Source organism: Enterobacter sp. PGRG2 (assembly GCF_030291195.1).
In the GTDB taxonomy this organism is placed as follows: Bacteria; Pseudomonadota; Gammaproteobacteria; order Enterobacterales; family Enterobacteriaceae; genus Enterobacter_D.
In genome coordinates this window covers 382,176-406,324 of the sequence record NZ_CP127837.1, presented here as the reverse complement: position 1 = coordinate 406,324, position 24,149 = coordinate 382,176, and the positions used below count along the sequence as shown (strand labels likewise).

22 protein-coding genes and 1 pseudogene are annotated in these 24,149 nt (G+C 56.6%); 12 read left to right on the top strand and 11 right to left on the bottom strand.

Going from position 1 to position 24,149, the window contains the following annotated elements; genetic code table 11:
• Nucleotides 1–8: 8 nt before the first annotated feature.
• From QRD42_RS01725 to qseB, 4 genes are all read right to left on the bottom strand, one after another.
• Nucleotides 9–323: a putative quinol monooxygenase gene (locus tag QRD42_RS01725; RefSeq protein ID WP_072569751.1), complete on the bottom strand. Its 315-nt coding sequence runs from the start codon at nucleotides 321–323 to the stop codon at nucleotides 9–11.
• Between the two features lie 31 nt (nucleotides 324–354).
• Nucleotides 355–936: an NAD(P)H-dependent oxidoreductase gene (locus QRD42_RS01720; protein WP_072569752.1), complete on the bottom strand. Its 582-nt coding sequence runs from the start codon at nucleotides 934–936 to the stop codon at nucleotides 355–357.
• A 104-nt stretch (nucleotides 937–1,040) separates the two neighbouring features.
• The gene (gene qseC / locus QRD42_RS01715) at nucleotides 1,041–2,390 is read right to left on the bottom strand and encodes a quorum sensing histidine kinase QseC (RefSeq protein WP_321988060.1); all 1,350 of its coding nucleotides are present in this window, start codon (nucleotides 2,388–2,390) and stop codon (nucleotides 1,041–1,043) included.
• Nucleotides 2,387–3,046 carry a quorum sensing response regulator transcription factor QseB gene (gene qseB / locus QRD42_RS01710; protein ID WP_318363470.1) on the bottom strand — a complete coding sequence of 220 codons (660 nt, stop codon included), beginning with the start codon at nucleotides 3,044–3,046 and terminating at the stop codon, nucleotides 2,387–2,389. The genes qseC and qseB overlap by 4 nt, the downstream gene beginning before the upstream one ends.
• 194 nt (nucleotides 3,047–3,240) lie before the next feature.
• On the opposite strand from qseB, the gene QRD42_RS01705 reads away from it, so the two are divergent.
• The 6 genes and pseudogenes from QRD42_RS01705 to QRD42_RS01680 all read left to right on the top strand — a co-directional run.
• Nucleotides 3,241–3,477 (top strand): hypothetical protein, encoded by a 237-nt coding sequence (locus QRD42_RS01705; protein WP_072569755.1) that lies wholly within the window; start codon nucleotides 3,241–3,243, stop codon nucleotides 3,475–3,477.
• 73 nt (nucleotides 3,478–3,550) lie between these two features.
• Nucleotides 3,551–3,949, top strand: a complete 399-nt coding sequence (locus QRD42_RS01700; protein ID WP_321988059.1) for a YgiW/YdeI family stress tolerance OB fold protein — start codon at nucleotides 3,551–3,553, stop codon at nucleotides 3,947–3,949.
• A gap of 188 nt (nucleotides 3,950–4,137) precedes the next feature.
• On the top strand, nucleotides 4,138–6,396 hold the full coding sequence (gene parC, locus QRD42_RS01695; RefSeq protein ID WP_072569757.1) for a DNA topoisomerase IV subunit A: 2,259 nt from the start codon (nucleotides 4,138–4,140) through the stop codon (nucleotides 6,394–6,396).
• An 87-nt stretch (nucleotides 6,397–6,483) separates the two neighbouring features.
• Nucleotides 6,484–7,221 (top strand): 1-acylglycerol-3-phosphate O-acyltransferase, encoded by a 738-nt coding sequence (locus QRD42_RS01690; RefSeq protein ID WP_072569758.1) that lies wholly within the window; start codon nucleotides 6,484–6,486, stop codon nucleotides 7,219–7,221.
• A 40-nt stretch (nucleotides 7,222–7,261) separates the two neighbouring features.
• Nucleotides 7,262–8,674 (top strand): cell division protein FtsP, encoded by a 1,413-nt coding sequence (ftsP, locus tag QRD42_RS01685; RefSeq protein ID WP_072569759.1) that lies wholly within the window; start codon nucleotides 7,262–7,264, stop codon nucleotides 8,672–8,674.
• Between the two features lie 106 nt (nucleotides 8,675–8,780).
• Nucleotides 8,781–11,010 (top strand): annotated as a pseudogene (locus tag QRD42_RS01680) (YgiQ family radical SAM protein); the annotation flags it as partial.
• A 130-nt stretch (nucleotides 11,011–11,140) separates the two neighbouring features.
• On the opposite strand, the gene dkgA reads toward QRD42_RS01680, so the two are convergent.
• Both dkgA and yqhD read right to left on the bottom strand, forming a co-directional pair.
• Nucleotides 11,141–11,968: a 2,5-didehydrogluconate reductase DkgA gene (dkgA, locus tag QRD42_RS01675; protein ID WP_318363473.1), complete on the bottom strand. Its 828-nt coding sequence runs from the start codon at nucleotides 11,966–11,968 to the stop codon at nucleotides 11,141–11,143.
• Between the two features lie 104 nt (nucleotides 11,969–12,072).
• Nucleotides 12,073–13,236, bottom strand: a complete 1,164-nt coding sequence (gene yqhD, locus QRD42_RS01670) for an alcohol dehydrogenase (protein ID WP_321988058.1) — start codon at nucleotides 13,234–13,236, stop codon at nucleotides 12,073–12,075.
• Nucleotides 13,237–13,428: 192 nt separating this feature from the next.
• On the opposite strand from yqhD, the gene QRD42_RS01665 reads away from it, so the two are divergent.
• Nucleotides 13,429–14,328 (top strand): AraC family transcriptional regulator, encoded by a 900-nt coding sequence (locus QRD42_RS01665; protein ID WP_321988057.1) that lies wholly within the window; start codon nucleotides 13,429–13,431, stop codon nucleotides 14,326–14,328.
• A 33-nt stretch (nucleotides 14,329–14,361) separates the two neighbouring features.
• Here QRD42_RS01665 and yghB read toward each other — a convergent pair whose 3' ends face one another.
• Entirely contained in the window at nucleotides 14,362–15,021 is a 660-nt protein-coding gene (yghB, locus tag QRD42_RS01660; RefSeq protein WP_321988056.1) for a DedA family general envelope maintenance protein YghB, read from the bottom strand.
• 129 nt (nucleotides 15,022–15,150) lie between these two features.
• A complete protein-coding gene (gene metC, locus QRD42_RS01655) occupies nucleotides 15,151–16,338 on the bottom strand; it encodes a cystathionine beta-lyase (RefSeq protein WP_321988055.1) in 1,188 nt (395 codons plus the stop codon).
• A 248-nt stretch (nucleotides 16,339–16,586) separates the two neighbouring features.
• On the opposite strand from metC, the gene exbB reads away from it, so the two are divergent.
• Both exbB and exbD read left to right on the top strand, forming a co-directional pair.
• A complete protein-coding gene (exbB, locus tag QRD42_RS01650; RefSeq protein ID WP_072569766.1) occupies nucleotides 16,587–17,321 on the top strand; it encodes a tol-pal system-associated acyl-CoA thioesterase in 735 nt (244 codons plus the stop codon).
• Nucleotides 17,322–17,327: 6 nt separating this feature from the next.
• Nucleotides 17,328–17,753 (top strand): TonB system transport protein ExbD, encoded by a 426-nt coding sequence (exbD, locus tag QRD42_RS01645; protein WP_072569767.1) that lies wholly within the window; start codon nucleotides 17,328–17,330, stop codon nucleotides 17,751–17,753.
• A 190-nt stretch (nucleotides 17,754–17,943) separates the two neighbouring features.
• Here the strand turns inward: exbD and QRD42_RS01640 are convergent, their stop codons facing one another.
• Entirely contained in the window at nucleotides 17,944–18,366 is a 423-nt protein-coding gene (locus tag QRD42_RS01640; protein ID WP_234007206.1) for a cytoplasmic protein, read from the bottom strand.
• Between the two features lies 1 nt (nucleotide 18,367).
• The gene (locus QRD42_RS01635; protein ID WP_072569769.1) at nucleotides 18,368–18,772 is read right to left on the bottom strand and encodes a hypothetical protein; all 405 of its coding nucleotides are present in this window, start codon (nucleotides 18,770–18,772) and stop codon (nucleotides 18,368–18,370) included.
• 105 nt (nucleotides 18,773–18,877) lie between these two features.
• Between QRD42_RS01635 and QRD42_RS01630 the strand changes: the two genes are divergently transcribed.
• The gene (locus QRD42_RS01630; RefSeq protein WP_072569770.1) at nucleotides 18,878–19,396 is read left to right on the top strand and encodes an ESA_00282 family adhesion-associated protein; all 519 of its coding nucleotides are present in this window, start codon (nucleotides 18,878–18,880) and stop codon (nucleotides 19,394–19,396) included.
• Between the two features lie 40 nt (nucleotides 19,397–19,436).
• On the opposite strand, the gene QRD42_RS01625 is transcribed toward QRD42_RS01630, so the two are convergent.
• Nucleotides 19,437–20,477, bottom strand: a complete 1,041-nt coding sequence (locus QRD42_RS01625) for an aldo/keto reductase (RefSeq protein ID WP_321988054.1) — start codon at nucleotides 20,475–20,477, stop codon at nucleotides 19,437–19,439.
• A 758-nt stretch (nucleotides 20,478–21,235) separates the two neighbouring features.
• Between QRD42_RS01625 and QRD42_RS01620 the strand changes: the two genes are divergently transcribed.
• Nucleotides 21,236–22,879, top strand: coding sequence for a methyl-accepting chemotaxis protein (locus QRD42_RS01620; protein ID WP_321988053.1), 1,644 nt, complete (start codon nucleotides 21,236–21,238; stop codon nucleotides 22,877–22,879).
• Nucleotides 22,880–23,033: 154 nt separating this feature from the next.
• A complete protein-coding gene (gene hybO / locus QRD42_RS01615; protein ID WP_321988052.1) occupies nucleotides 23,034–24,149 on the top strand; it encodes a hydrogenase 2 small subunit in 1,116 nt (371 codons plus the stop codon).

Here is a 24,149-nt window from a genome sequence, read left to right as displayed (position 1 = left end):
ATGGGGTATTACACGCCCTGCTCAAGAATGCGAATATGGGTTTCCAGCACGTCGCCTTTCACCGCCTCGCTCCACGCCTTCATGTGCGGAGTTTGCAGATGCGCTTCAAGGTGTGCGACGGTTTCCCACAGTTCCACCATCATAATGGAATCCGGGTTGGTGCTCTGGAAGCTCACGCCAGCGGCGTGATCCACCATCGGCGCATAGCCGTGGCAGCCTTCTTCTTTCAGTACGGTCGGGATAATCTTCGCGAATTCGTCGAGCACCGCCTGGCGATGGTGTTGGCCCGGGCGGGTACGAATCTCAGCAATCACTGTTAACATGGTTTAACTCCTTCTAAATTCCATCTCACAGTTAAGCAAAAATTTCCGCAAGATGCTTGCGATATTCTGCAATATAGCGCGGCACGTCCGGCATTTTGATCACGTCGTTGGTGATAAAGGTCGGCAGCGGATCGAGACCCAGGAACTGATTCGCTTTGTGGAACGGCAGGTAAACGCCGTCAACGCCAACGCCATGGAAGAACTGCTCTTTATCGGTGAAGGCTTCCAGCGGCGCGTTCCAGGTCAGCGACAGCATATAGGTTTTACCCTGTAGCAGACCGCCGGAACCGTATTTCTTCGCGCCGTCAGAGCGGGTACGGCCATCGCTGGCGTACAGGGAACCGTGGCCTTCAGTGAAGACATCGTCCATGTATTTTTTCACCGTCCAGGGCGCGCCCATCCACCAGCCTGGCATCTGCCAGATGATGGTGTCGGCCCACAGGAAGTTCTGCACTTCGGCTTTGATGTCGTAATCGCTGTCGGCACGCACGACGCGGACATCATGTCCGGCGTCACGCAGAAAACCCTGCGCGACCTCGGTCAGGGTGTCATTCAGCTGGCCTTTGGAGTGGGCGAACTCTTTCGCGCCGTTAACAATCAGAATGTTGCTCATTATTTATCCTCGAATAATTGCGTTTGACGACAATCTTACCCGTAACGACGGGACGGTAAAATGAGCAAAATGTGCAAAGTCTTTTGCTGCTGGCGCAATAATCCTTACCAGTTGATGTCGACGGCGAAGCCAGTTGGCGTCACCTGCCGGAAGTGCACTGTCATCTGATGCAGCGCCGCGATGCGCCGTACAATGGACAACCCCAGCCCGCTGCCGGTTTCTTCCTGACCTGGCGGGCGATAAAAACGCTCGCCGATACGCGCCAGCGCCTGCGCGCTGACGCCGGGGCCGTTATCCCGCACGCAAAAACCGCGCGCCTTCAGCACCACATCCACCCGGGATCCCGGTGGACAGTAGCGGATGGCGTTCTCCAGCAGATTGCGCACCAGCAGTTGCAGCAACAGTTGATGCCCGCAAAAGATGACGTTGTCGGCGCGCGTCTCCAGCCGCAGATCGATGCCCGCCCGCTGCGCGCCAGACCACGCTTCCATAATGGCGCTTTGCAGCAGATCCGCCATCGGGATCGGCTCCGGCTCCTCCAGCCCGTTCAACGAGTCGAGGCGCGAGAGGGTAAGCAATTGCTCCACCAGCCGTGACGCACGGTCGATCCCCTGACGCAGATTGGTCAGCGCATGATCCAGCGACGCCGGATCGTCCTGTGAAAGCTGCGCCACGTCGGTCTGCACCTTCAGCGCCGCCAGCGGACTGCGTAATTCGTGGGCGGCGTCAGAGGTAAAGCGGCGTTCACGGGACATAAATTCATGAATACGTGTGAACAGCTGGTTCAGCTCGTCCACCATCGGGCGCACTTCCTGCGGCGTGCCGTCCACCGGCAGCGGGGTGGTGGCGTCCGGCTTACGCTGATGCAGCAACCGGGCGATGCGCCGCAGCGGCGACAGCTCGCGGCTGACCAGCCACACCAGAAACAGCATCATCACCGGCAGCGCCACCAGCCAGGGCGTCAGCTGCGACATGACGATTTCCAGCGCCAGATCCTCGCGGTACTCTTTTTCCTGCCCGACGGCGATGCGCCGTTCGCCGTCTTCGGTGGTCAGCCACAGCACGCGCCAGTCGTCGCCATCCACACGCGTATCCTGAAAACCGTCCTGCCGGTAGTCGTAATTGAGTTCAGTGCCGTTATCGCCGTCGTTCAGCAGCCGCTTGCCGTCGCGGGAGAAAATAGCAAACGCCAGCACATCGTCATCCAGTCTGCCATGATGATGGCGCACCAGCTTTTTACTTTCCGGCAGTGTCTGCGCCGGGCGCATATCGGCGGGATCAAGCACGCTCAGGCGTTTTGCCAGCAGCATTTGCTGGGTATCAAACAGCTTATCCAGCGAATGCCGCGTTTCATGCCATGCAGCCAGGCAGGCGCAGCCCCAGGCGACGATCGCCAGCACCATAAATCCGGTGGTAAGCCTTAAGCGCAGGCTGTGGGTCAGGGTCTTAATCATGCGTCTCCCAGTGAATAGCCAATGCCATGCACGGTGCGGATAAAACGGCTGCCCAGCTTGCGGCGCAGATGATGAATATGCACATCCAGCGCATTGCGGGAGACGTCATCGTCCCAGTTATAAAGTTTTTCTTCGATAAGCGTGCGGGGCAGAACGCGCCCCGGATTGCGCATAAACAGCGCCAGCAGGGCGAACTCTTTCGGCTGCAACACCAGCGGTTCGCCCGCCAGGGTGGCGGTGAGCTTAAGCGGATCGAGCGTCACCTCGCCGTGGGATAACGTGGCTTCCACGCCACCATGATGCCGACGGGTTAAGGCTTCAAGACGGGCGGCAACTTCAATGAGCGCAAAGGGTTTGCAGAGATAGTCGTCTGCCCCCAGCCGTAGCCCTTCTACCCGCTGCTCCAGCGCATCCCGGGCGGTAAGGATCAGCACCGGATGCTGATGTCCGGCGCGTCGCCACGCTTTTAGGATGTCGAGCCCGTCCATGCCCGGCAGGCTGAGATCGAGCACCACGGCGTCGTAGGGCGCCTGATCCAGCGCCTGCATACCCTGCCTGCCATCGGTAAACCAGTCGGGCGTCATCCCCAGTTTGCTCAGACCCGCTTTCAGCCCGTCCCCGATCAGCCTGTCATCCTCAATCAGCAATATGCGCATACCGTCTCCTCCATGGTTCCTGCTGGCAGTTAATACCCGCTGGCTGCGGGCTTGTACAGGGAAAATCGCCGGTAAGTTAACCCTTCCGGCATTATCGAGAGAAAAAGCAGAAAAAATGTTGGCTGTTAAGAACCCGCTAAGATCTGCGGTGTTAACTGATGCTTAAGGTTACCCATCCACAAGGAGAAGACGTGATGAAAAAGACCGCAGCACTGTTAACTGTCCTGATGTTTGCTTCTGCTCCCGCACTGGCGATGCACACCGGCCTGACGGAGCATGAAACGGGTGAAGCGCGCCATACGGGGCAGGGAAATACCGCCACCGGGAATATCGGCCATGACGGACATGGTCACTGGGGAGATAACACCACGGCGCCGAAACCGCAGCCGAATGCTTCAACCCGGACGCAGCCACAAAGTAACAACAGTTAATTTTTCAGCCAGGCCTGGGTTTGCAGGCCTGTTATAGTTATTTACTGTTAGCCATCCTCAAGGGAGAATCATCATGAAAAACATCGCTATGCTTTTTACCGTGCTGGCCCTGGCCTCTGCTCCGGCGCTCGCCGCCCCCCAGGGCGGTTTTCAGGCCTCTGATACCGCAACCCAAACGCAAAACGGCGGCGGCTTTACTGGCCCGTCGGGCACCAAAACCACGGCCGAAAAAGCGAAATCCCTGTCCGATGACGCCTGGGTAACGCTGACGGGTAAAATTGAACAGCGTACCGGCGGCGACAACTATTTGTTCCGCGATGAATCAGGCACCATCGATGTGGAAATTGATGATAAACGCTGGAATGGCCAGACCGTCACCCCGCAGGATACCGTTGAAATTCAGGGGAAAGTCGATAAAGACTGGAACTCCGCTGAAATCGAGGTGAAGAAAATCACCAAAACCAGTAAGTAACTGGCATCGGGCCGGGAAACCGGCCTGCTTTTCATCCCTCATCATCGCCTTTCGATCTCCCCCGACAAAAACCGCCCGGTGCGCTAAAGTTATCGCGCAGCACAATGACTCATTGCCTTATATAAGGTAGTATCTGCGGCATTATCGCCGCCGGAAAGGCGGGCGCACACGTTGAGGAACATCGATTAATGAGCGATATGGCAGAGCGCCTTGCGCTGCATGAATTCACGGAAAACGCCTACTTAAACTATTCCATGTACGTCATTATGGATCGGGCGCTGCCGTTTATTGGTGATGGCCTGAAACCTGTTCAGCGCCGCATCGTGTATGCGATGTCAGAGCTCGGTCTTAACAACAGCGCCAAGTTCAAAAAATCGGCCCGTACCGTAGGTGACGTGCTGGGTAAATATCACCCGCACGGCGACAGCGCCTGCTACGAAGCCATGGTGCTGATGGCGCAGCCGTTCTCTTACCGATATCCGCTGGTGGACGGTCAGGGCAACTGGGGCGCGCCGGACGATCCGAAATCCTTCGCCGCCATGCGTTATACCGAATCCCGTCTCTCTAAATACGCCGAGCTGCTGCTGGGCGAGCTGGGGCAGGGCACGGTGGAATGGCAGCCGAACTTCGACGGCACCCTGCAGGAGCCGAAAATGCTGCCTGCTCGTCTGCCGAATATTCTGCTGAACGGCACCACCGGCATCGCGGTTGGTATGGCGACGGACATCCCGCCTCATAACCTGCGTGAAGTGGCGAAAGCGGCGATCGCGCTTATCGAACAGCCGAAAACCACGCTGGATGAGCTGCTGGATATTGTGCAGGGGCCGGATTATCCGACCGAAGCGGAAATCATCACCTCGCGGGCGGAAATCCGCAAAATCTACCAGAACGGGCGCGGCTCGGTGCGTATGCGTGCGGTCTGGACCAAAGAAGACGGCGCCGTGGTGATCACCGCGCTGCCGCACCAGGTCTCCGGCGCGCGCGTGCTGGAGCAGATCGCCGCCCAGATGCGCAATAAAAAGCTGCCGATGGTCGACGACCTGCGCGATGAATCCGATCACGAAAACCCGACGCGTCTGGTGGTTGTGCCGCGTTCGAACCGCGTGGATATGGATCAGGTGATGAACCACCTGTTCGCCACCACCGATCTGGAAAAAAGTTACCGCATCAACCTGAACATGATCGGGCTGGATGGCCGCCCGTCGGTGAAAAACCTGCTGGAGATCCTCTCCGAGTGGCTGGTCTTCCGACGCGACACCGTGCGTCGCCGTCTGAATCACCGTCTGGAGAAAGTGCTCAAGCGCCTGCATATCCTTGAAGGTTTGCTGGTGGCGTTCCTCAACATTGATGAAGTGATTGAGATCATCCGTACTGAGGACGAACCGAAGCCAGCGCTGATGTCGAAGTTTGGTATCAGCGAAACCCAGGCCGAGGCGATCCTTGAGCTGAAATTACGCCACCTCGCGAAGCTCGAAGAAGTAAAAATCCGTGGTGAGCAGGCCGAGCTGGAAAAAGAGCGCGACCAGCTGCAGGGCATTCTCGCCTCTGAGCGCAAAATGAGTAACCTGCTGAAGAAAGAACTGCAGGCGGATGCCGAAGCTTTTGGCGACGATCGCCGCTCGCCGCTGCATGAACGCGAAGAAGCGAAAGCGATGAGCGAGCACGACATGCTGCCGTCTGAGCCGGTGACCATTGTGCTGTCGCAGTCTGGCTGGGTGCGCAGCGCCAAAGGTCATGACATTGACGCGCAGGGCCTGAGCTACAAAGCGGGCGATGGCTGGAAAGCCTCCGTGAAAGGCAAGAGCAACCAGCCGGTGGTATTTATTGATACCACCGGACGCAGCTACGCCATCGATCCGATCACGCTGCCTTCGGCGCGTGGGCAGGGCGAGCCGCTGACCGGTAAGCTGACGCTGCCGCCGGGCGCGTCTGTGGAACATATGGTGATGGCAGGCGAAGAGCAGAAACTGCTGATGGCATCGGACGCAGGCTACGGCTTCGTCTGCACCTTTAACGATCTCATCGCCCGTAACCGCGCCGGTAAAGCGCTGATCACGCTGCCGGAAAATGCCCGCGTCATGCCGCCGCTGGAAATTACCGACGACAGCGATATGCTGCTGGCAATCACCGCCGCCGGACGCATGCTGATGTTCCCGGTCAGCGATCTGCCGCAGTTGTCAAAAGGCAAAGGTAATAAGATCATCAGCATTCCGTCGGCCGAGGCCGCTAAAGGCGAAGACAGCCTCGCGCACCTCTATCTGCTGCCGCCGCAAAGTACGCTGACCATCCACGTTGGCAAGCGCAAAATCAAACTGCGTCCGGAAGAGTTGCAGAAGGTGCATGGCGAGCGCGGACGTCGCGGCACGCTGATGCGCGGCCTGCAACGCATCGACCGCGTGGAGATTGACTCCCCGCATCGCGCAAGCCCCGGCGACAGCGAAGAGTAATCACGGTATCACCGTCCCCCTTTTCTTACGGGGGACGTCAGTTAAAATTTCCCGAATGGCCGGATGCCCCGGGCATAAGAGGTAGCTATGCTGTTTATTATTCGCTCTATTATTATTGTTGTTTACAGCATTTTGCTGTGTATTTTTGGCTGTATATATTGTCTGTTCAGCCCACGGAATCCGAAGCACGTCGCCACTTTTGGTCATATGTTTGGCCGCCTCGCGCCTGTGCTTGGCCTGAAGGTGGAAACCCGCCTGCCGCCGAATGCCGCTGAGTTTGGCAACGCTATCTATATCTGTAACCATCAAAATAATTACGATATGGTCACCGCGTCCTGCATCGTGCAGCCGCCGACCGTGACCGTGGGTAAAAAAAGCCTTATCTGGATCCCTTTCTTCGGCCTGCTTTACTGGCTGACCGGCAACCTGTTGATCGACCGCAATAATCGCGCCAAAGCGCACGGTACTATCGCCCAGGTCGTGAAGAACATTCAGAAGCGTAATATTTCAATCTGGATGTTCCCGGAAGGCACCCGCAGCCGTGGCCGTGGTCTGCTGCCGTTTAAGACCGGTGCATTCCATGCGGCTATTGCCGCCGGTGTGCCGGTGATCCCGGTATGCGTCTCCACCACCTCGAATAACATCAGCCTCAACCGCTGGAATAACGGTCATGTGATCGTCGAGATGATGCAACCGGTGGATACCACTAAGTTTGGTAAAGATCAGGTTCGTGAGCTGGCAGTACACTGCCGGGCATTAATGGAAAATAAAATCGCCGCGCTTGACCAGGAAGTTGCCGTGCGCAATGCCGCCGATAAGCGTTAATTTTCCCTCGTATTAAAAGTCAGTTTTACATGGAGCAGATATGTCACTCAGTCGGCGTCAGTTTATTCAGGCATCCGGGGTTGCGCTTTGTGCCGGAGCGGTGCCGCTGAGGGCAAACGCTGCCGGGCAGCAACTGCCGTTGCCCATTCCCCCCTTGCTGGAATCACGCCGCGGCCAGCCGCTGTTTCTGACGCTTCAGCGCACGCACTGGTCCTTTACCCAGGGCACCCGCGCCCAGGTGTGGGGGATTAACGGCCGCTATCTGGGGCCGACGATCCGCGTCTGGAGCGGCGACGACGTGAAGCTGATCTACAGCAACCGCATGACGGAAAACGTCGCCATGACGGTGAGCGGCTTACAGGTGCCCGGCCCGCTGATGGGCGGCCCGGCGCGCATGATGTCACCCAATGCCGACTGGGCGCCGGTGCTGCCGGTGCGCCAGAATGCCGCCACGCTGTGGTATCACGCCAACACCCCTAACCGCACCGCCGAACAGGTCTATAACGGGCTGGCGGGAATGTGGCTGGTGGAGGATGAGATCAGCAAATCCCTGCCGATCCCGAATCATTATGGGGTGGACGACATCCCGGTGATTATTCAGGACAAGCGGCTGGATAACTTTGGCACGCCGGAATACAGCGAGCCGGGCAGCGGCGGCTTTGTGGGCGATACGCTGCTGGCGAACGGCGTGCAGGGGCCGTATGTCGAGGTTTCCCGCGGCTGGGTGCGTCTGCGTCTGCTGAACGCGTCTAACGCGCGCCGTTATCAGTTACAGCTGAGCGACGGTCGCCCGCTGCACGTTATTTCCGGCGACCAGGGCTTTCTGCCTGCGCCGGTGTCGGTGAAGCAGCTGTCGCTGGCGCCGGGCGAGCGCCGGGAGATCCTCGTGGATATGACCAATGGCGATGAAGTGTCGATAACCTGCGGAGAAGCGGCGAGCATTGTCGATCGTATTCGCGGCTTCTTCGAGCCATCGAGCATTCTGATCTCCACCCTGGTGCTGACGCTGCGCCCGACCGGGCTGTTGCCGCTGGTGACCGACAGCCTGCCGATGCGTCTGCTGCCGAGCGAACTGCTGACCGGCACGCCGGTGCGCAGCCGTGATATCAGCCTCGGCGACGATCCGGGTATCAACGGCCAGCTGTGGGATATTCAGCGTCTGGATATTACCGCCCAGCAGGGCACCTGGGAGCGCTGGACGGTGCGCGCCGACACGCCGCAGGCGTTCCATATTGAAGGTGTCAGCTTCCAGATCCGCAACGTCAACGGCGCCATTCCCTTCCCGGAAGATCGCGGCATGAAAGATACCGTGTGGGTGGATGGTCAGGTAGAGCTGCTGGTGTACTTCGGGCAGCCGTCCTGGCCGCATTTCCCGTTCCAGTATTACAGCCAGACGCTGGAGATGGCGGATCGCGGATCTATCGGGCAACTGCTGGTGAATCCCGCCCCCTGATTTTTTTCCCCTCACCCTAACGAACGGCCCGGTATTCTCCCTCTCCCCTGGGGAGAGGGCCGGGGTGAGGGGTTAAGCACGGATGATTTTTAAACAATAAGCCTTCATTCTCTGCGGTATTACAGCGTATAATCCCCGCCCTTCGAATTTGATAACTTTTCCCCGGAAGCATTATGAGCGCTATTTCCCTGATCCAGCCGGATCGCGACCTCTTTTCGTGGCCGCAATACTGGGCGGCCTGCTTTGGCCCCGCACCTTTTTTGCCAATGTCACGGGAGGAGATGGATCAGCTTGGCTGGGACAGCTGCGACATCATTCTGGTTACCGGGGATGCCTATGTCGATCATCCGAGCTTCGGCATGGCGATCTGCGGACGTATGCTGGAAGCGCAGGGCTTCCGCGTGGGGATCATCGCCCAGCCGGACTGGAGCAGCAAAGAGGATTTCATGCGTCTGGGCAAGCCGAATCTGTTCTTCGGCGTCACCGCGGGCAACATGGACTCAATGATTAACCGCTATACCGCCGACCGTAAACTGCGCCACGACGACGCCTATACGCCGGATAACGTGGCGGGTAAACGCCCCGACCGCGCGACGCTCGTTTATACCCAGCGCTGTAAAGAAGCCTGGAAAGACGTGCCGGTGATCCTGGGGGGTATCGAAGCCAGCCTGCGCCGTACCGCGCACTATGATTACTGGTCTGATACCGTGCGCCGCTCGGTGCTGGTGGATTCGAAAGCCGACATGCTGATCTTCGGCAACGGCGAGCGCCCGCTGGTGGAAGTGGCGCATCGTCTGGCGCAGGGCGAGCCGGTTGACAATATCCGCGACGTGCGTAACACGGCGATCATGGTGAAAGAAGCGCTGCCGGGCTGGAGCGGCGTGGATTCCCGCATCATTGACCGGCCAGGCAAAATTGATCCGATCCCACATCCCTATGGTGAAGATCTGCCATGCGCCGATAACCAACCTGTTGAACCAAAAAAAGTCGAAGCAAAAGCCGTCGTTGTGCAGCCGCCGCGCCCGAAACCCTGGGAAAAAACCTACGTGCTGCTGCCGTCCTTCGAGAAGGTAAAGGCCGATAAAGTGCTTTACGCCCATGCGTCGCGCATTCTGCACCACGAAACTAACCCAGGCTGCGCCCGCGCGCTGATGCAAAAACACGGCGAGCGTTATATCTGGATCAACCCGCCCGCCATTCCGCTCTCTACGGAAGAGATGGACAGCGTCTTTGCGCTGCCGTACCAGCGTATTCCGCATCCGGCCTACGGCACTGCCCGTATCCCGGCCTATGAGATGATCCGCTTTTCCATCAACATTATGCGCGGCTGCTTTGGCGGCTGCTCGTTCTGCTCCATTACCGAGCACGAAGGGCGCATTATTCAGAGCCGCTCTGAAGATTCGATCGTGAACGAGATCGAGGCGATCCGCGACACGGTGCCGGGCTTTACCGGCGTGATCTCCGATCTCGGCGGCCCGACCGCCAACATGTATATGCTGCGCTGCAAGTCACCGCGCGCCGAGCAGACCTGCCGCCGTCTGTCGTGCGTCTATCCGGACATTTGCCAGCATATGGATACCAATCATGAGCCGACGATCAATCTCTATCGCCGCGCCCGCGATCTGAAAGGTATCAAGAAGATCCTGATTGCCTCCGGTGTGCGTTATGACATCGCCGTGGAAGATCCGCGCTACATTAAAGAGCTGGCGACCCATCACGTTGGCGGTTACCTGAAAATCGCCCCGGAGCATACCGAAGAAGGGCCGTTGTCGAAGATGATGAAGCCGGGCATGGGGAGCTATGACCGCTTTAAAGCGTTGTTCGACACCTACTCGAAACAGGCCGGCAAAGAGCAGTATCTGATCCCGTACTTTATCTCCGCGCACCCCGGCACACGCGATGAAGATATGGTGAACCTGGCGCTGTGGCTGAAGCAGCGGCGCTTCCGCCTCGATCAGGTACAGAACTTCTATCCGTCGCCGCTCGCCAACTCCACCACCATGTATTACACCGGCAAAAACCCGCTGGGTAAAATTGGCTATAAGAGTGAGGATGTGGTGATCCCGAAAGGGGATAAGCAGCGTCGTCTGCATAAAGCGCTGCTGCGCTATCACGACCCGAAAAACTGGCCGCTGATCCGTCAGGCGCTGGAAGAGATGGGGAAAAAACATCTGATTGGCGGACGCCGCGACTGCCTGGTGCCGTCGCCGACCATTGAAGAGATGCGCGAAGCGAAGCGCCAGAACCGGCATACTCGCCCGGCATTGACCAAACATACGCCGGTGGCGCATCAGCGTCAGACGCCGGTCAGCGCCAGAAAACGCAGTAAGGTTGCCGGGGGGTAAGCCTGTTGCCCGGTGGCGCTCCGCTTACCGGGCCTACAGGCCGTTGCCCGGTGGCGCTCCGCTTACCGGGCCTACAGGCTGTAGGCCGGATAAGACGCGTGCGTCGCCATCCGGCAATGAATTACCCGCCGAACTGATCCGGGTCCGGGCCAAGACGTTTGCCCTGATCCAGTTTGGCGATTTCACTCAGTTCATCTTTATCCAGACGGAAATCCCACACATCGAAGTTTTCCGCAATGCGCGCAGGCGTAACGGATTTCGGGATCACCACCAGACCCTGATCCAGATGCCAGCGGATGACGATTTGCGCCGGAGTCTTGCTGTATTTGTCTGCCAGCGAGCGGATCACTTTCTGATCGAACACGCCTTCGCCGCCCTGCGCCAGCGGACTCCAGGATTCAGTCTGGATCTTATGGGTGGCGTTCCAGGCATGCAGCTGACGCTGTTGCAGCAGCGGATGCAGCTCGATCTGGTTGATCACCGGCGTCACGCCCGTTTCATCAATCAGACGCTGTAAATGCGCGATCTGGAAGTTACACACGCCGATGCTTTTCACCAGCCCTTGTTCCTGCAGGGCGATCATCCCTTTCCAGGCTTCCACATAGTGATCGATAGCCGGTACCGGCCAGTGCATCAGGTAGAGATCAACATGATCCAGCTGCAGTTTATCCAGACTTTCCTGCAATGCTTCCTGCGGGCGTTTTTGATCGTCATTCCACAGTTTCGTGGTGATGAACAGATCCTCACGCGGGATGCCAGCGCTCTGAAGCGCCTTGCCGACGCCTTCTTCGTTCTTATACGCGGCAGCGGTATCAATTGAGCGATAACCCACTTCCAGCGCTTTATGAATGGCGGAGATCACTTCCTCATTGCCCGCTTTCCACACGCCGAGACCCAGTTGCGGCATGATGTTGCCGTCCTGAAGCTTGATAACGGTTGGATTTGCCATGCATTCCTCCTTTTATGAAATCCACCAGGCATACGCCTGGTGAAGTGGTGTGCCTTAAGTCTGGACGAAAAGCCCAAAAACGAAAGGCGCAGAAGAAAAAACCTTTAGCGAGCCGCTTCGTAGATACGACGGCTGACATCCAGAGTCATATCCTGATGTTCGCCTAAATTCGTCATACCGTGCTCTTCCAGTTTCGCCAGCAGGGCAGGGATGGTGCTGCCGTCCAGACCGTAGCCGGACAGGCGCGTCGGCACGCCCATTTGCTCGAAGAAATCGCGGGTGGCCGCGATAGCCGCATCGATACGCTCGTCGTCAGAACCTTCCGTGATGTTCCACACGCGCTCGGCGTACTGCAACAGCTTGTCGCGTTTGGCGTCGCGTTTCTCATTCCACAGCGCAGGCAGCACCACCGCCAGCGTCTGGGCGTGATCCAGACCGTGCATCGCCGTCAGTTCGTGGCCGAGCATATGCGTCGCCCAGTCCTGCGGCACGCCCGCTCCAATCAGGCCGTTCAGCGCCTGGGTCGCTGCCCACATCACGTTTGCGCGTACGTTATAGTTCTCCGGATCGGTGAGTGCTTTCGGGCCGTCTTCAATCAGCGTCAGCAGAATGCCTTCTGCAAAACGGTCCTGAATTTTAGCGTCCACCGGATAAGTGACGTACTGCTCAACGGTGTGCACAAAGGCATCCACCACACCGTTCGCCACCTGGCGCGGCGGCAGGGTGTAGGTGTAAACCGGATCCAGCACCGCGAAGACCGGCTGCACGAACGGCGAATGGAACGCCTGTTTATCGCCGGTGGCTTTACGGGAGATCACCGCGCCTTTGTTGGACTCAGAACCGGTGGCGGGCAGCGTCAGCACGGAACCCATCGGGATGGCGCTTTTGATTTCGCTGCCAGAGGTTTGCAGGATCTGCCACGGATCGATGCCTTCCGGGTAGTGGGCCGCCGCGGCGATAAATTTGGTGCCGTCCAGCACCGAGCCGCCGCCGACCGCCAGCAGGAAGGTCACGTTTTCCTTACGCGCAATCTCAACGGCTTTCATCAGGGTTTCGTAAGACGGGTTCGGCTCGATGCCGCCAAACTCCAGCACGTCGAGACCATTGAGGGCGCTGTAAACCTGATCCAGTACGCCGGTTTTTTTGACGCTGCCGCCGCCGTAAGTGATCAGCACGCGTGCGCCTGCCGGAATTTGATCGCGCAGATCGGCAATGGCGTTTTTACCAAACAGAATGCGGGTGGGGGTATGCAGATTAAAGTTATTCATTGCTCGTGCCCTTATGTGGGTTAAAAAACGGCTGGCCATGGATGGCCTGATGCGTTTCATTGTGGCCATCGGGGCTGTTCCTCTCAATGCACATTCCTGCCGATGTCTTGCCCATTTCTCCATGTCGCTGGAGAATATGCACAGAAATACGCACACTGTATTCGTCAAAAAACCCATCCGGAGTGGTGTAAAATGAACCGCGAAGAAATATGTCTGCACCTGACAGAACAGGTTAAGCGACTGAAAATTCATGAGAACAGGCTGAGCGAGCTGTTGCCGGATATCCGCCTGCTGTACGGCACGCAGCCGGGCACTCGCACGCCGGTGATGTACCAGCCGGGCATAGTGATCCTCTTTTCCGGGCATAAAACGGGCTATATCAACGACCGCGTATTTCACTATGACGCCAACGAATATCTGCTGCTCACCGTGCCGCTGCCGTTCGAGTGTGAAACCTTCGCCACCCCGGAAGTGCCGCTGGCGGGGATCCGCGTCAATGTGGATATTCTTCAGCTTCAGGAGCTGCTGATGGATATCGGCGAGGACGAGCATTTCCGGCCAGCGCTGGCGGCAAGCGGTATTAACTCCGCCACGCTGTCCGATGAAATTCTCTGTGCGGTGGAGCGCCTGCTTGACGTGATGGAGCGCCCGCTGGATGCGCGTATCCTCGGCAGGCAAATCGTGCGGGAAATCCTCTATCACGTGCTGACCGGCCCGCGCGGCGGCGCACTGCTGGCGCTGGTAAGCCGTCAGACGCACTTCAGCCTGATCAGCCGCGTGTTAAAACGCATCGAAAGCCAGTACACGGAAAACCTGAGCGTTGACCAGCTGGCCGCCGAAGCCAACATGAGCGTCTCGGCGTTCCATCACAATTTTAAATCCGTCACCAGCACCTCGCCGTTGCAGTATCTGAAAAGCTACCGTCTGCACCGGGCGCGGATGCTGATGATCCACGACGGTATGAAAGCCAGCGCGGCGGCCATGCGGGTAGGATATGAAAGCGCCTCGCAGTTCAGCCGCGAGTTTAAACGCTATTTTGGCGTGACGCCGGGGGAGGATGCGGCCAGGATCAGGACGATGCAGGGGACGTAATAACCCCCTCACCGCGAGGTGAGGGGATAAAAGTCAGGCGTTGCAGTATTTCTTCTTAATCACCACGATCACTGTGCCCAGTAATCCGGCGACCAGCAGAAATACGGGCAGGATCATCAGGAAGGTCATCACCTGATCTTCATGGCGCTTCACGAAAGGGATCATGCTCAGCGCATAGCCCAGCGAGGTCACCGCGCCCACCCACAGCAGCGCGCTCAGCCAGTTAAAGAACTGAAAGCGGCGGTTGGAGAGGCCGGAGATGCCCGCCATCGTTGGCAGCAGCGTACGCACGAAGGCCAGAAAACGCCCGGCCAGCAGCGCCAGCAGGCCATGCCGCTCGAACATGCAGGTGGCCCGCTGATGGTATTTAGCTGGCAACTGCGCCAGCCAGCTTTTCACCACCCGCGTATTGCCCAGCCAGCGGCCCTGAATATAGCTCAGCCAGCAGCCCAGACTGGCGGCGGTGGTGAGGATCACCAGCGCCGGTATAAAGTCCATCACGCCGCGGGCGATCAGCGCTCCGGTTAAGAGAAGCAGACTGTCGCCTGGCAGGAAAGAGGCCGGAAGTAATCCGTTTTCCAGAAACAGTGTCGCAAACATCACGAAGTAAACGACACCGACAACATGTGGATCAGCTAACGCCGCGAAATCATGATGCCAGAGCGCGGCGATAATATTTTGAATAACTACCATGGACTTTCCTGTGGAACCGCATATTGAGCGCTATTGTACGCCTGAAATGTCAAGGACACCTTGATCCCCCACGCAAGAAATGCAGACGAGTCTGCTGGTCTGGAAAGATTTCTTGTCAGGCTGCTAACTTTACACGATGCGCTCAAATCCCGCTGCTAAATCAGCACGTAAATCATCAACGTTTTCTAAACCTATATGCAGACGGATAAGGGTGCCAGTAAAGTCGACCTCAGCGCCCGGACGGATCGCCGCAATATGCTCCGGCTGGTTCGCCAGGATCAGCGATTCATAGCCGCCCCAGGAGTAGGCCATGCTGAACAGCGTGAAGTGATCAAGATAAGCCGCCAGCTCCTGATTATTCAGCCTCTTACGCAGCACAAATGAGAACAGACCGCTGCTACCGGTAAAGTCGCGCTTCCAGAATTCATGGCCTTTACTGCCCGGCAGCGCAGGGTGATTCACGCAAGCTACCTGCGGATGCGCCGCCAGCCATTCGGCAAGCTGCAGACTGCTTTCATGATGCTGGCGCAGACGCACGCTCAGGGTGCGCAGGCCGCGGCTGGTCATATAGGCGGTGTCAGCGTCCACCATTTGCCCCATCAGGTAGGCGTTTTCGCGCAGTTGCTCCCAGCAGCGGGCATTCGCCACGGCGGTGCCGATCATGCCGTCGGAGTGGCCAATCAGGTATTTGGTGGCCGCCTGAATGGAAATATCAATGCCGAAATCCAGCGCTTTAAACAGGATGCCCGCCGCCCAGGTGTTGTCGATCATGATGATCGCTTCCGGAGCCACGCGCCGCACAGCGGCCACGATAGCGGGCACGTCGTGCACTTCCATGGTGATCGAGCCGGGGGATTCAAGGAAAACGATGCGGGTATTGGGTTGGATCAGTCCGGCGATGTCGCCGCCGATCAGCGGGTTAAACCACTCGGTGGTCACGCCCATTTTTGCCAGGATTTTCGTGCAGAAATCCTGCGTCGGTTCATAGGCGGTATGGGTAACCAGAATATGGTCGCCCTGTTCAACAAAGGCCAGAATGGTATTGGCTACCGCTGCCGCGCCGCAGGGAAACAGCGCACAGCCCGCGCCACCTTCCAGTTCACACATGGCGTCCTGTAAGGAGAAATGCGTCAGGGTGCCGCGACGGCCATAAAACAGCTCGCCGCTGGCGCGCCCTCGCGTGGCCTGCTTTTTTGCTTCCACCGTGTCGAACACCAGAGAAGAGGCGCGCTGGATAACGCTGTTCACCGCACCCTGAGTATATTTTTTGCTGCGCCCGGCATTCACCAGCGCGGTATCAATGTGCTTCGCTGCCATAATCGAAACCTGTTTTTATACGTCTGGATGTCCAGACTACCATGAATGCCCGATTCTGCATCCTGAGGGTTATTCATTCAGCACAATATTTTCTGAAAATGGCCCGATGAAAGCTTTTACTGAGTAAGCGCAATGAAAATGCACAGGAATTGGGGCATCATGTAAATACTAATGAGAACTACTATCAATTCGACGCTGTTTTGATATTATTATGCTCAGAATTTGTGATTTATGTCCGGAGATACACAGTGGGTAATAATTTGATGCAGACGGACCTCTCCGTCTGGGGTATGTATCATCATGCCGATATTGTTGTAAAAATCGTGATGATTGGCCTGATCCTGGCGTCAGTAGTCACCTGGGCAATTTTCTTCAGCAAAAGCGTTGAGCTGATCTCGCAAAAGCGCCGCCTTAAGCGCGAACAGCAACTGCTCGGCGAAGCCCGTTCGCTGGATCAGGCAAGTGAAATCGCCGCCTCCTTTAAATCTAAAAGCCTCAGTACGCTGTTAATTAACGAAGCGCAGAACGAGCTTGAGCTCTCTGCCGGTTCGGAAGATAACGAAGGCATTAAAGAGCGTACCGGTTTCCGCCTTGAGCGCCGCGTGGCGGCTGTGGGCCGTCATATGGGCCGTGGGAATGGCTATCTGGCGACCATTGGCGCGATCTCGCCCTTTATCGGCCTGTTCGGTACCGTGTGGGGCATCATGAACAGCTTTATCGGGATCGCCCAGACGCAGACCACTAACCTGGCGGTTGTCGCGCCTGGTATCGCGGAAGCGCTGTTAGCCACGGCCATTGGTCTGGTTGCCGCTATTCCGGCGGTGGTGATCTACAACATCTTCGCCCGCATGATTGGCAGCTATAAAGCCTCGCTGGGCGACGTCGCCGCGCAGGTGCTGTTACTGCAAAGCCGCGATCTTGATCTTGCCGCCAGCCCGACGGCTAAACCGGTGCACGCTGCACAGAAATTACGTTTAGGTTAATGTCCTATGGCAATGCGTCTTAATGAAAATCTGGACGATAACGGCGAAATGCATGAAATCAACGTGACGCCCTTTATCGACGTCATGCTGGTACTGCTGATTATCTTTATGGTGGCCGCGCCGCTGGCGACGGTGGACGTGAAGGTCAATCTGCCTGCCTCGTCCAGCCAGCCGCAACCGCGTCCGGAAAAACCGGTCTATCTGTCGGTAAAAGCGGATAAATCGATGTTTATCGGCAACGATCAGGTGACGGAAGAAACCATGATCAACGCGCTGAACGCCGTGACCGCGGGTAAAAAAGACACCACCGTTTTCTTCCGCGCGGATAAAACCGTGGATTATGAAACCATGATGAAGGTGATGGATACGCTGCATCAGGCGGGCTATCTGAAGATAGGTCTGGTGGGTGAAGAGGTCGCGAAAGCGCAGTAATCGCCTTATCACGCCCGGCGGCGCTGCGCTTGCCGGGCCTACTGGATCTGGTAGGCCGGGTAAGGCGAAGCCGCCACCCGGCAAATCAAAGTGTAGGCCGGGTGAGGCGAAGCCGCCCAGAGTGTAGGTCGGGTAAGCGAAGCGCCACCCGACAAAAGAACGCTGACTCCGGTCAGCTTTTTTTTGCGCGTTATTCCGCAACCGGCGGCGTTTTCTCTGTCAGCGCTACGCTGGTGACGTTAGACGTCAGATAGCCCCCGTCAGCCAGCTTGCGGGTAATACGCAGCGTAGCCGTCTCTCGCGCCAGCAGATGCTGGTAGTTGGCTTCGAGGCGGGACATGATTTTTTCGTACAGTTCAGGGTGGCGCTTCGCCACTTCGTTTATCGCAGCGCCGTAAATCTCTTCTTTAATCTGCAACGCGTAAATTTCGCGGCGGTTCTGCCATTTTAAGCGCACCAGCGCGGCAGGAATGGAGATCAGATCCCGCGCCAGACGGGTAATATGATCATTTTTACTCTGTACCAGGGCATCGAGATTTTGCTTTAAGATAAATTCGTCGCTTTTATGATTATCTAAAGCCAAATAAACGTTATTATCTTCAACATCTTTCACGTTATTCATCCTCTAGTTTATAAAACAAAGGCGCATCTTTTTCGCGGGTAATGAGGTTAAGCCAGACATCATTACCGGCGGCATTTATCTCTTCGGTTTTTTCGGCAATTATTTGACTTAAGGTTTGGGCATCAATGTCCCCTTCGGCTTGTAAATCGTTAAGCAGACGGGTAAATGTTTCAATTTTTACTACGCGGTATAATCGATCTTTTATATGGCGGTCGCGTTCTTCCAGCAGCATATTTCTCGATTGCCTGGTATGGCTGACATTCGTTAATATATCGCTTTCGAAATCAGAGAGCGTTCTTTTTCCCTGAGTGAAATTAACGTCTTTTTCTGCTTCCCCCGATTCAGTTTCCTTCGCGGAAATGTGAAAACGAGCCGGGACAAGGTTCTCGGGCAGCATCTCTAATATCCTTTGATTTCAAACGAGTGGGGAAGGGGTCCGGGCGTGAGGTTCGTTGACAATATCATGGCAGACTTTTAAAATCAAAAAAAATGGAGCCAGCCCATGAACAGTATTTTTTATTCTGTTATTGCTTTGTTGTTACTTACTGCGGGCGTACTTTTTATGATGCGCGAGCTGAATAAAGGCACGCCAGCCGCAGACAGCAACCCACTTCCTGAGGCCGCGCCGTTGTCAAAGGAGGAGGGAGAAGATCACTTTTCAATGTTAATGAATGCCATTACGCCGGTGTGGTACTGGCGTGTCAATCATGAATATATTGATTTTCTGCACGCGACAATTAAAAGAATGAACATATCGCAAATAAATAGCGTGCCGGGCTTATTTGAAGCGCAACGTCGTTGCAGCGATCTGAATTCAGCAGTGTATAAGTATTACGATAATATAAAAAAACGCTGCCTTAACGGTGAGAAAGTTCCGCACTCCGATCTGGAATTACTGAACTTAAGTCAGTGTTTTCACGAATTCAGTCTCGACGCCTATCCGGAACTGGTCACGCTGGTGTGGCCGGAGTATGCCCGCCCGGACGTGGATCCGCGGGATGTGCGCACCGCGCAAATTTGATGGCTGAACATGCCGGGGGGGTGTCCCCGGCATGGTGAGATTATTTGTCCGACGACGCCTGCCAGAGATTCAGCTCGCCATCTGCCACGTGTTTATCGATCTGCGCCAGCTCTTCCGCGCTGAAGGTCAGATTGTCCAGCGCCCGCACGTTTTCTTCGATTTGCTCGGGACGGCTTGCGCCGATCAGCACCGAGGTGACGCGCGCATCTTTCAGCAACCAGCTTAACGCCATCTGTGCCATCGATTGTCCGCGCTGTTGCGCCATCTCGTTGAGCAGGCGCAGGCTGTTCAGGTTACTGTCGGTCAGCATCTTCTCGGTTAATCCGCGCACCTTTTTCCCTTCCCGCTGCATACGCGAGCCGTCAGGAATACCGTTGAGGTATTTCCCGGTCAGCAGACCCTGCGCCAGCGGCGTAAAGGCGATACAGCCCACGCCGTTGCGCTCCAGCGTATCCAGCAGGCCGCTTTTATCCACCCAGCGGTTGAGCAGATTGTACGAGGGCTGGTGGATGAGCAGCGGGATTTTCCATTCACGCAGCAAATCGACCATCGTCTGGGTGCGTTCAGAGGAGTAGGACGAGATACCCACGTACAGCGCTTTACCGCTCTGCACCGCCTGCGCCAGCGCCGAGGCTGTCTCTTCCATCGGCGTATTTTCATCAACGCGGTGGGAATAGAAAATGTCGACATACTCCAGCCCCATGCGGCTGAGGCTCTGGTCGAGGCTGGCCAGCAGATACTTACGCGAGCCGCCGGACCCGTAGGGGCCTGGCCACATGTCATAGCCCGCTTTGGTGGAGATGAGCAGTTCATCGCGGTAGGCCGCAAAATCCTCCCTCAGCAGACGACCAAAATTTTCCTCGGCGCTGCCCGGCGGCGGACCATAGTTGTTGGCCAGATCGAAATGGGTGATGCCCGCATCAAAGGCGGTGCGTAGCAGGGCGCGCTGGGTATCCAGCGGCTGAACGTGACCAAAACTGTGCCACAAACCCAGCGAAAGAGCAGGCAGGCGTAACCCGCTTTTCCCGCAGTAGCGATACTGCATCTGCTCGTAACGGGCAGGATTGGCTAACCAGGGCATGATGTCTCCTTTTTTGATTATAAATATTCGAAACGCTGTTTCTATTTTAGCGTTACCGCCGATCGCCACAAGCCGCAGCGGTCACAAATCTTTATGATTATGTAGCGTTGCTTAACTATTCATTAATGCGCCTTATGGTTTAAGCACTCAGGCGTCACGCGGCCCGGATACCAGGCTGGAAGGCAGGCGCGGTGAGCGCTTGCGGGTTTGGCTCATCAAAAAAAGCGCATCTTTATTACGGGTAACATATGCATAATATGGCGAAACACGTAATTAACTATACGTGCCATATTTAAGATTACTTAATTTAAATTAATGCACCCTTTTTAAATTACCGTCTATATTGAGATGCTGCGACTACAGATAGTAAATAGTATTATTTAAATAAGGGATTTATTCCCCCATAAACATTGTTTAAACCAACCCGAGAATCTATTAGTTTTGGGAGGATTCTTATTTTTCGCATCAATAAGAATGTTAGCAGGCTAAATAAATGGAGTGGGGATTTTCTCTTTAAGATAAGTAGCTTACAGATAGTTGCCGCTGTAACTATCTGCTGAACTATATGTAAAAGTGTGAGCAAAAGTGAATGGCGATATTATTTAAATGCCTGGAGCCTTGTTTTTTAAAGGATTCCTGGTGGATTATTTTTTGATCAAAAAAGGTCCGCCGTGGCATACATATTACGCATATTTTGCCGATAACCATAATAAGTCCCACCTTCTGGATGGGAATGCACCTCAAGCAAGGAATTAACTATGCGTATGCTCCAAAACTTCACAATTCGCTTTGTGATGCTCGCCATTCTTGGCGTTTTCTGCCTGCTGTGGTCGGGTGTCGGATTATTCAGCGTGTTATCGCTGTCGAAAGTGGCTGAAGGCAATGATATGGATCGCCAGTTGGTCACGCAGATGACGCTGCTCAGCCAGGGCAATGATCAGTATTTCCGCGTCGTCACCCGATTGTCACGGTCAATGGAGGCAAAAGCGGCGGGCGGCAGCGCCGATTTTGGCCCGGTTCAGCAGGCGCTGGACAATATGAAAACCAAACTGGACGCGCTGAAGGCGATCTCACCCGGCCCGATTGATGCGAATGTTTCCGCACAGGTGATCGGTAACTGGCAGGCGCTGCTGGATCAGGGCGTGACGGCGCAGGTTCAGTTTGCGCAGCAAGGCAATCTTGACGCTTACCGCAATCAGGCGAGCAACGTAACGCCCGCTTTGAGCCGCGCCTTTGGTGCCAGCACCGAAGCGTTCAACAAAGCGGCGAACCAGATGCTGGATGATACCCGCGTCATGGTAGACCATCAGACCAGCGTTACCCGCACGGCGATCATCGCGGCGGTGATCTTAGGCCTTCTGTTACTGCTGTTCTCCGATCGCTATCTGGTTGCCATGCTGGTTAAACCGCTGGCGAAAATTCGCCAGCACTTCAGCCTGATCGCCCGGGGCGATCTCAGCCAGCCGGTAGAGGCGATGGGCCGTAACTGTGTGGGACAGATGGTGCCGCTGTTGCAGGAAATGCAGGATAGCCTGCGTGATGCGGTCAGCGCCATTCGTTCCGGCAGCGACAATATCTGGCGCGGTGCAACGGAGATTTCCAGCGGCAATAACGATCTCTCATCCCGTACGGAAGAGCAGGCGGCAGCGCTGGAAGAGACGGCGGCAAGCATGGAACAACTGACCGCCACCGTGAAGCTGAACGCGGACAACGCACGTCAGGCCAGCGAACTGGCGGAAGTGGCGTCCACCACTGCCAGCAAAGGCGGCGCGCTGGTCAGCGAAGTGGTCACCACCATGAGCGACATTTCAGACAGCTCGAAGAAAATCGCCGAGATCACCACGGTGATCAACAGTATCGCCTTCCAGACCAATATCCTGGCGCTGAACGCCGCCGTTGAAGCGGCGCGTGCCGGTGAACAGGGCCGTGGTTTCGCGGTGGTGGCGGGTGAAGTGCGTAATCTGGCCAGCCGCAGCGCAGGGGCGGCCAAAGAGATCGAAACCCTGATCGCGGACTCGGTCAGCCGCGTCGATAAAGGCGCAAAACTGGTGAACGATACCGGCACCACCATGGAAGGCATTCTGCGTGCGGTTACTGAAGTGACCACTATTATGAAGCAGATCGCCGGCGCGTCCGCGGAGCAGAGCAAAGGCATTTCGCAGGTCGGGGTGGCCATCACCCAGATGGACAGCGTCACCCAGCAGAACGCCGCGCTGGTAGAGCAGGTATCGGCCGCCGCCGTGGCGCTGGAGCGTCAGACGGAGGAGATGCAGCGTGCGGTTCAGCAGTTCCGTTTATCGGCAGACGAGCAAAAGCTTGCCGCCGCGCCTGTTGCGACATCGTCGTCACGCTATACCCCGCCAGTAAAATCCCCCGCCTCTGACGAGTGGGTCGCGTTTTAACTTTTAGTATTCTGATCATCAGGCCACGACGGTAACGTTGTGGCTTTTTTTGTAAATAACCATGTCACTTTTAAGGTTAATTGTCGGGCCGATCGCAGCAATTTTCCAGGGAAGGGTTTGAAATAGCGCCACCTTTGCATAAGGAAGCGCAATTATGGTTACAACAACATCTGCTATTCCGCCCGGCATCACGCGCCGGGATTTCATGACGTTATGCACCGCGCTGGCCGCCACCATGGGGCTTAGCAGCCAGGCGGCCGCCCGCATGGCCGGGTCGCTCAGCCAGCCGCAGCGCCTGCCGGTTATCTGGATCGGCGCGCAGGAATGTACCGGCTGTACCGAATCGCTGCTGCGCGCCACCCATCCCACCATTGAAAATCTGCTGCTGGAAACCCTTTCCCTCGAATATCACGAAGTGCTGAGCGCGGCCTTTGGGCATCAGGCCGAAGACAACAAACATCAGGCGCTGGAAAAATATCAGGGGCAGTACGTGCTGGTGGTGGATGGCTCGGTGCCGCTGAAGGACAACGGCATTTACTGCATGGTCGCCGGTGAGCCCATTGTCGACCATATCCGTAAAGCCGCTGAACATGCGGCGGCCATTATCGCCATTGGCTCCTGTGCCGCCTGGGGCGGCGTGGCGGCGGCAGGCGTCAATCCAACCGGCGCCGTCGGATTGCAGGCGGCACTGCCAGGCAAAACGGTGATCAATATTCCCGGCTGCCCGCCGAATCCGCATAACTTTCTTGCCACCGTGGCGCACATCATTACCTGGGGCAAGCCGCCCGCGCTGGATGCCAAAAACCGCCCGACCTTTGCTTATGGTCGATTGATCCATGAACACTGCGAACGGCGACCGCACTTCGACGCCGGACGCTTCGCCCGCGCCTTTGGCGACGAGGGCCATCGCGCCGGCTGGTGTTTATATCATTTAGGCTGCAAAGGCCCGGAAACCTGGGGCAACTGTTCGACGCTGCAATTCTGCGATGTCGGTGGCGTGTGGCCGGTGGCGATTGGTCATCCGTGCTACGGCTGTAACGAAGAAGGCATCGGCTTTCATAAAGGCATTCACCAGCTCGCCAGCGTGGAAAATCCGACGCCGCGCGCCGACAAACCGGAGGTGGCGCAAAAAGAGGGCGGCGCGGTTTCTGCCACGGCAATGGGGTTACTCGGCGGCGTCATTGGCGTGGTGGGCGGCGTCAGCCTGATGACGGTGCGCGAACTGGGGCGTCAGCAAAAGCACGATGACGCCGATCGTCAGGGAGAGTGA

Bases quoted from the DNA above. Each gene is read 5' to 3' on its own strand.
- hybO (WP_321988052.1), top strand. From the start codon at position 23,034: ATGGTTACAACAACATCTGCTATTCCGCCCGGCATCACGCGCCGGGAT.
- QRD42_RS01700 (WP_321988059.1), top strand. From the start codon at position 3,551: ATGAAAAACATCGCTATGCTTTTTACCGTGCTGGCCCTGGCCTCTGCT.
- metC (WP_321988055.1), bottom strand. From the start codon at position 16,338: ATGGCAGCGAAGCACATTGATACCGCGCTGGTGAATGCCGGGCGCAGC.
- exbD (WP_072569767.1), top strand. From the start codon at position 17,328: ATGGCAATGCGTCTTAATGAAAATCTGGACGATAACGGCGAAATGCAT.
- QRD42_RS01625 (WP_321988054.1), bottom strand. From the start codon at position 20,477: ATGCCCTGGTTAGCCAATCCTGCCCGTTACGAGCAGATGCAGTATCGC.
- QRD42_RS01705 (WP_072569755.1), top strand. From the start codon at position 3,241: ATGAAAAAGACCGCAGCACTGTTAACTGTCCTGATGTTTGCTTCTGCT.
- parC (WP_072569757.1), top strand. From the start codon at position 4,138: ATGAGCGATATGGCAGAGCGCCTTGCGCTGCATGAATTCACGGAAAAC.
- ftsP (WP_072569759.1), top strand. From the start codon at position 7,262: ATGTCACTCAGTCGGCGTCAGTTTATTCAGGCATCCGGGGTTGCGCTT.
- QRD42_RS01630 (WP_072569770.1), top strand. From the start codon at position 18,878: ATGAACAGTATTTTTTATTCTGTTATTGCTTTGTTGTTACTTACTGCG.
- QRD42_RS01665 (WP_321988057.1), top strand. From the start codon at position 13,429: ATGAACCGCGAAGAAATATGTCTGCACCTGACAGAACAGGTTAAGCGA.
- yghB (WP_321988056.1), bottom strand. From the start codon at position 15,021: ATGGTAGTTATTCAAAATATTATCGCCGCGCTCTGGCATCATGATTTC.
- QRD42_RS01720 (WP_072569752.1), bottom strand. From the start codon at position 936: ATGAGCAACATTCTGATTGTTAACGGCGCGAAAGAGTTCGCCCACTCC.
- QRD42_RS01635 (WP_072569769.1), bottom strand. From the start codon at position 18,772: ATGCTGCCCGAGAACCTTGTCCCGGCTCGTTTTCACATTTCCGCGAAG.
- QRD42_RS01690 (WP_072569758.1), top strand. From the start codon at position 6,484: ATGCTGTTTATTATTCGCTCTATTATTATTGTTGTTTACAGCATTTTG.
- qseB (WP_318363470.1), bottom strand. From the start codon at position 3,046: ATGCGCATATTGCTGATTGAGGATGACAGGCTGATCGGGGACGGGCTG.
- QRD42_RS01725 (WP_072569751.1), bottom strand. From the start codon at position 323: ATGTTAACAGTGATTGCTGAGATTCGTACCCGCCCGGGCCAACACCAT.
- QRD42_RS01620 (WP_321988053.1), top strand. From the start codon at position 21,236: ATGCGTATGCTCCAAAACTTCACAATTCGCTTTGTGATGCTCGCCATT.
- yqhD (WP_321988058.1), bottom strand. From the start codon at position 13,236: ATGAATAACTTTAATCTGCATACCCCCACCCGCATTCTGTTTGGTAAA.
- dkgA (WP_318363473.1), bottom strand. From the start codon at position 11,968: ATGGCAAATCCAACCGTTATCAAGCTTCAGGACGGCAACATCATGCCG.
- qseC (WP_321988060.1), bottom strand. From the start codon at position 2,390: ATGATTAAGACCCTGACCCACAGCCTGCGCTTAAGGCTTACCACCGGA.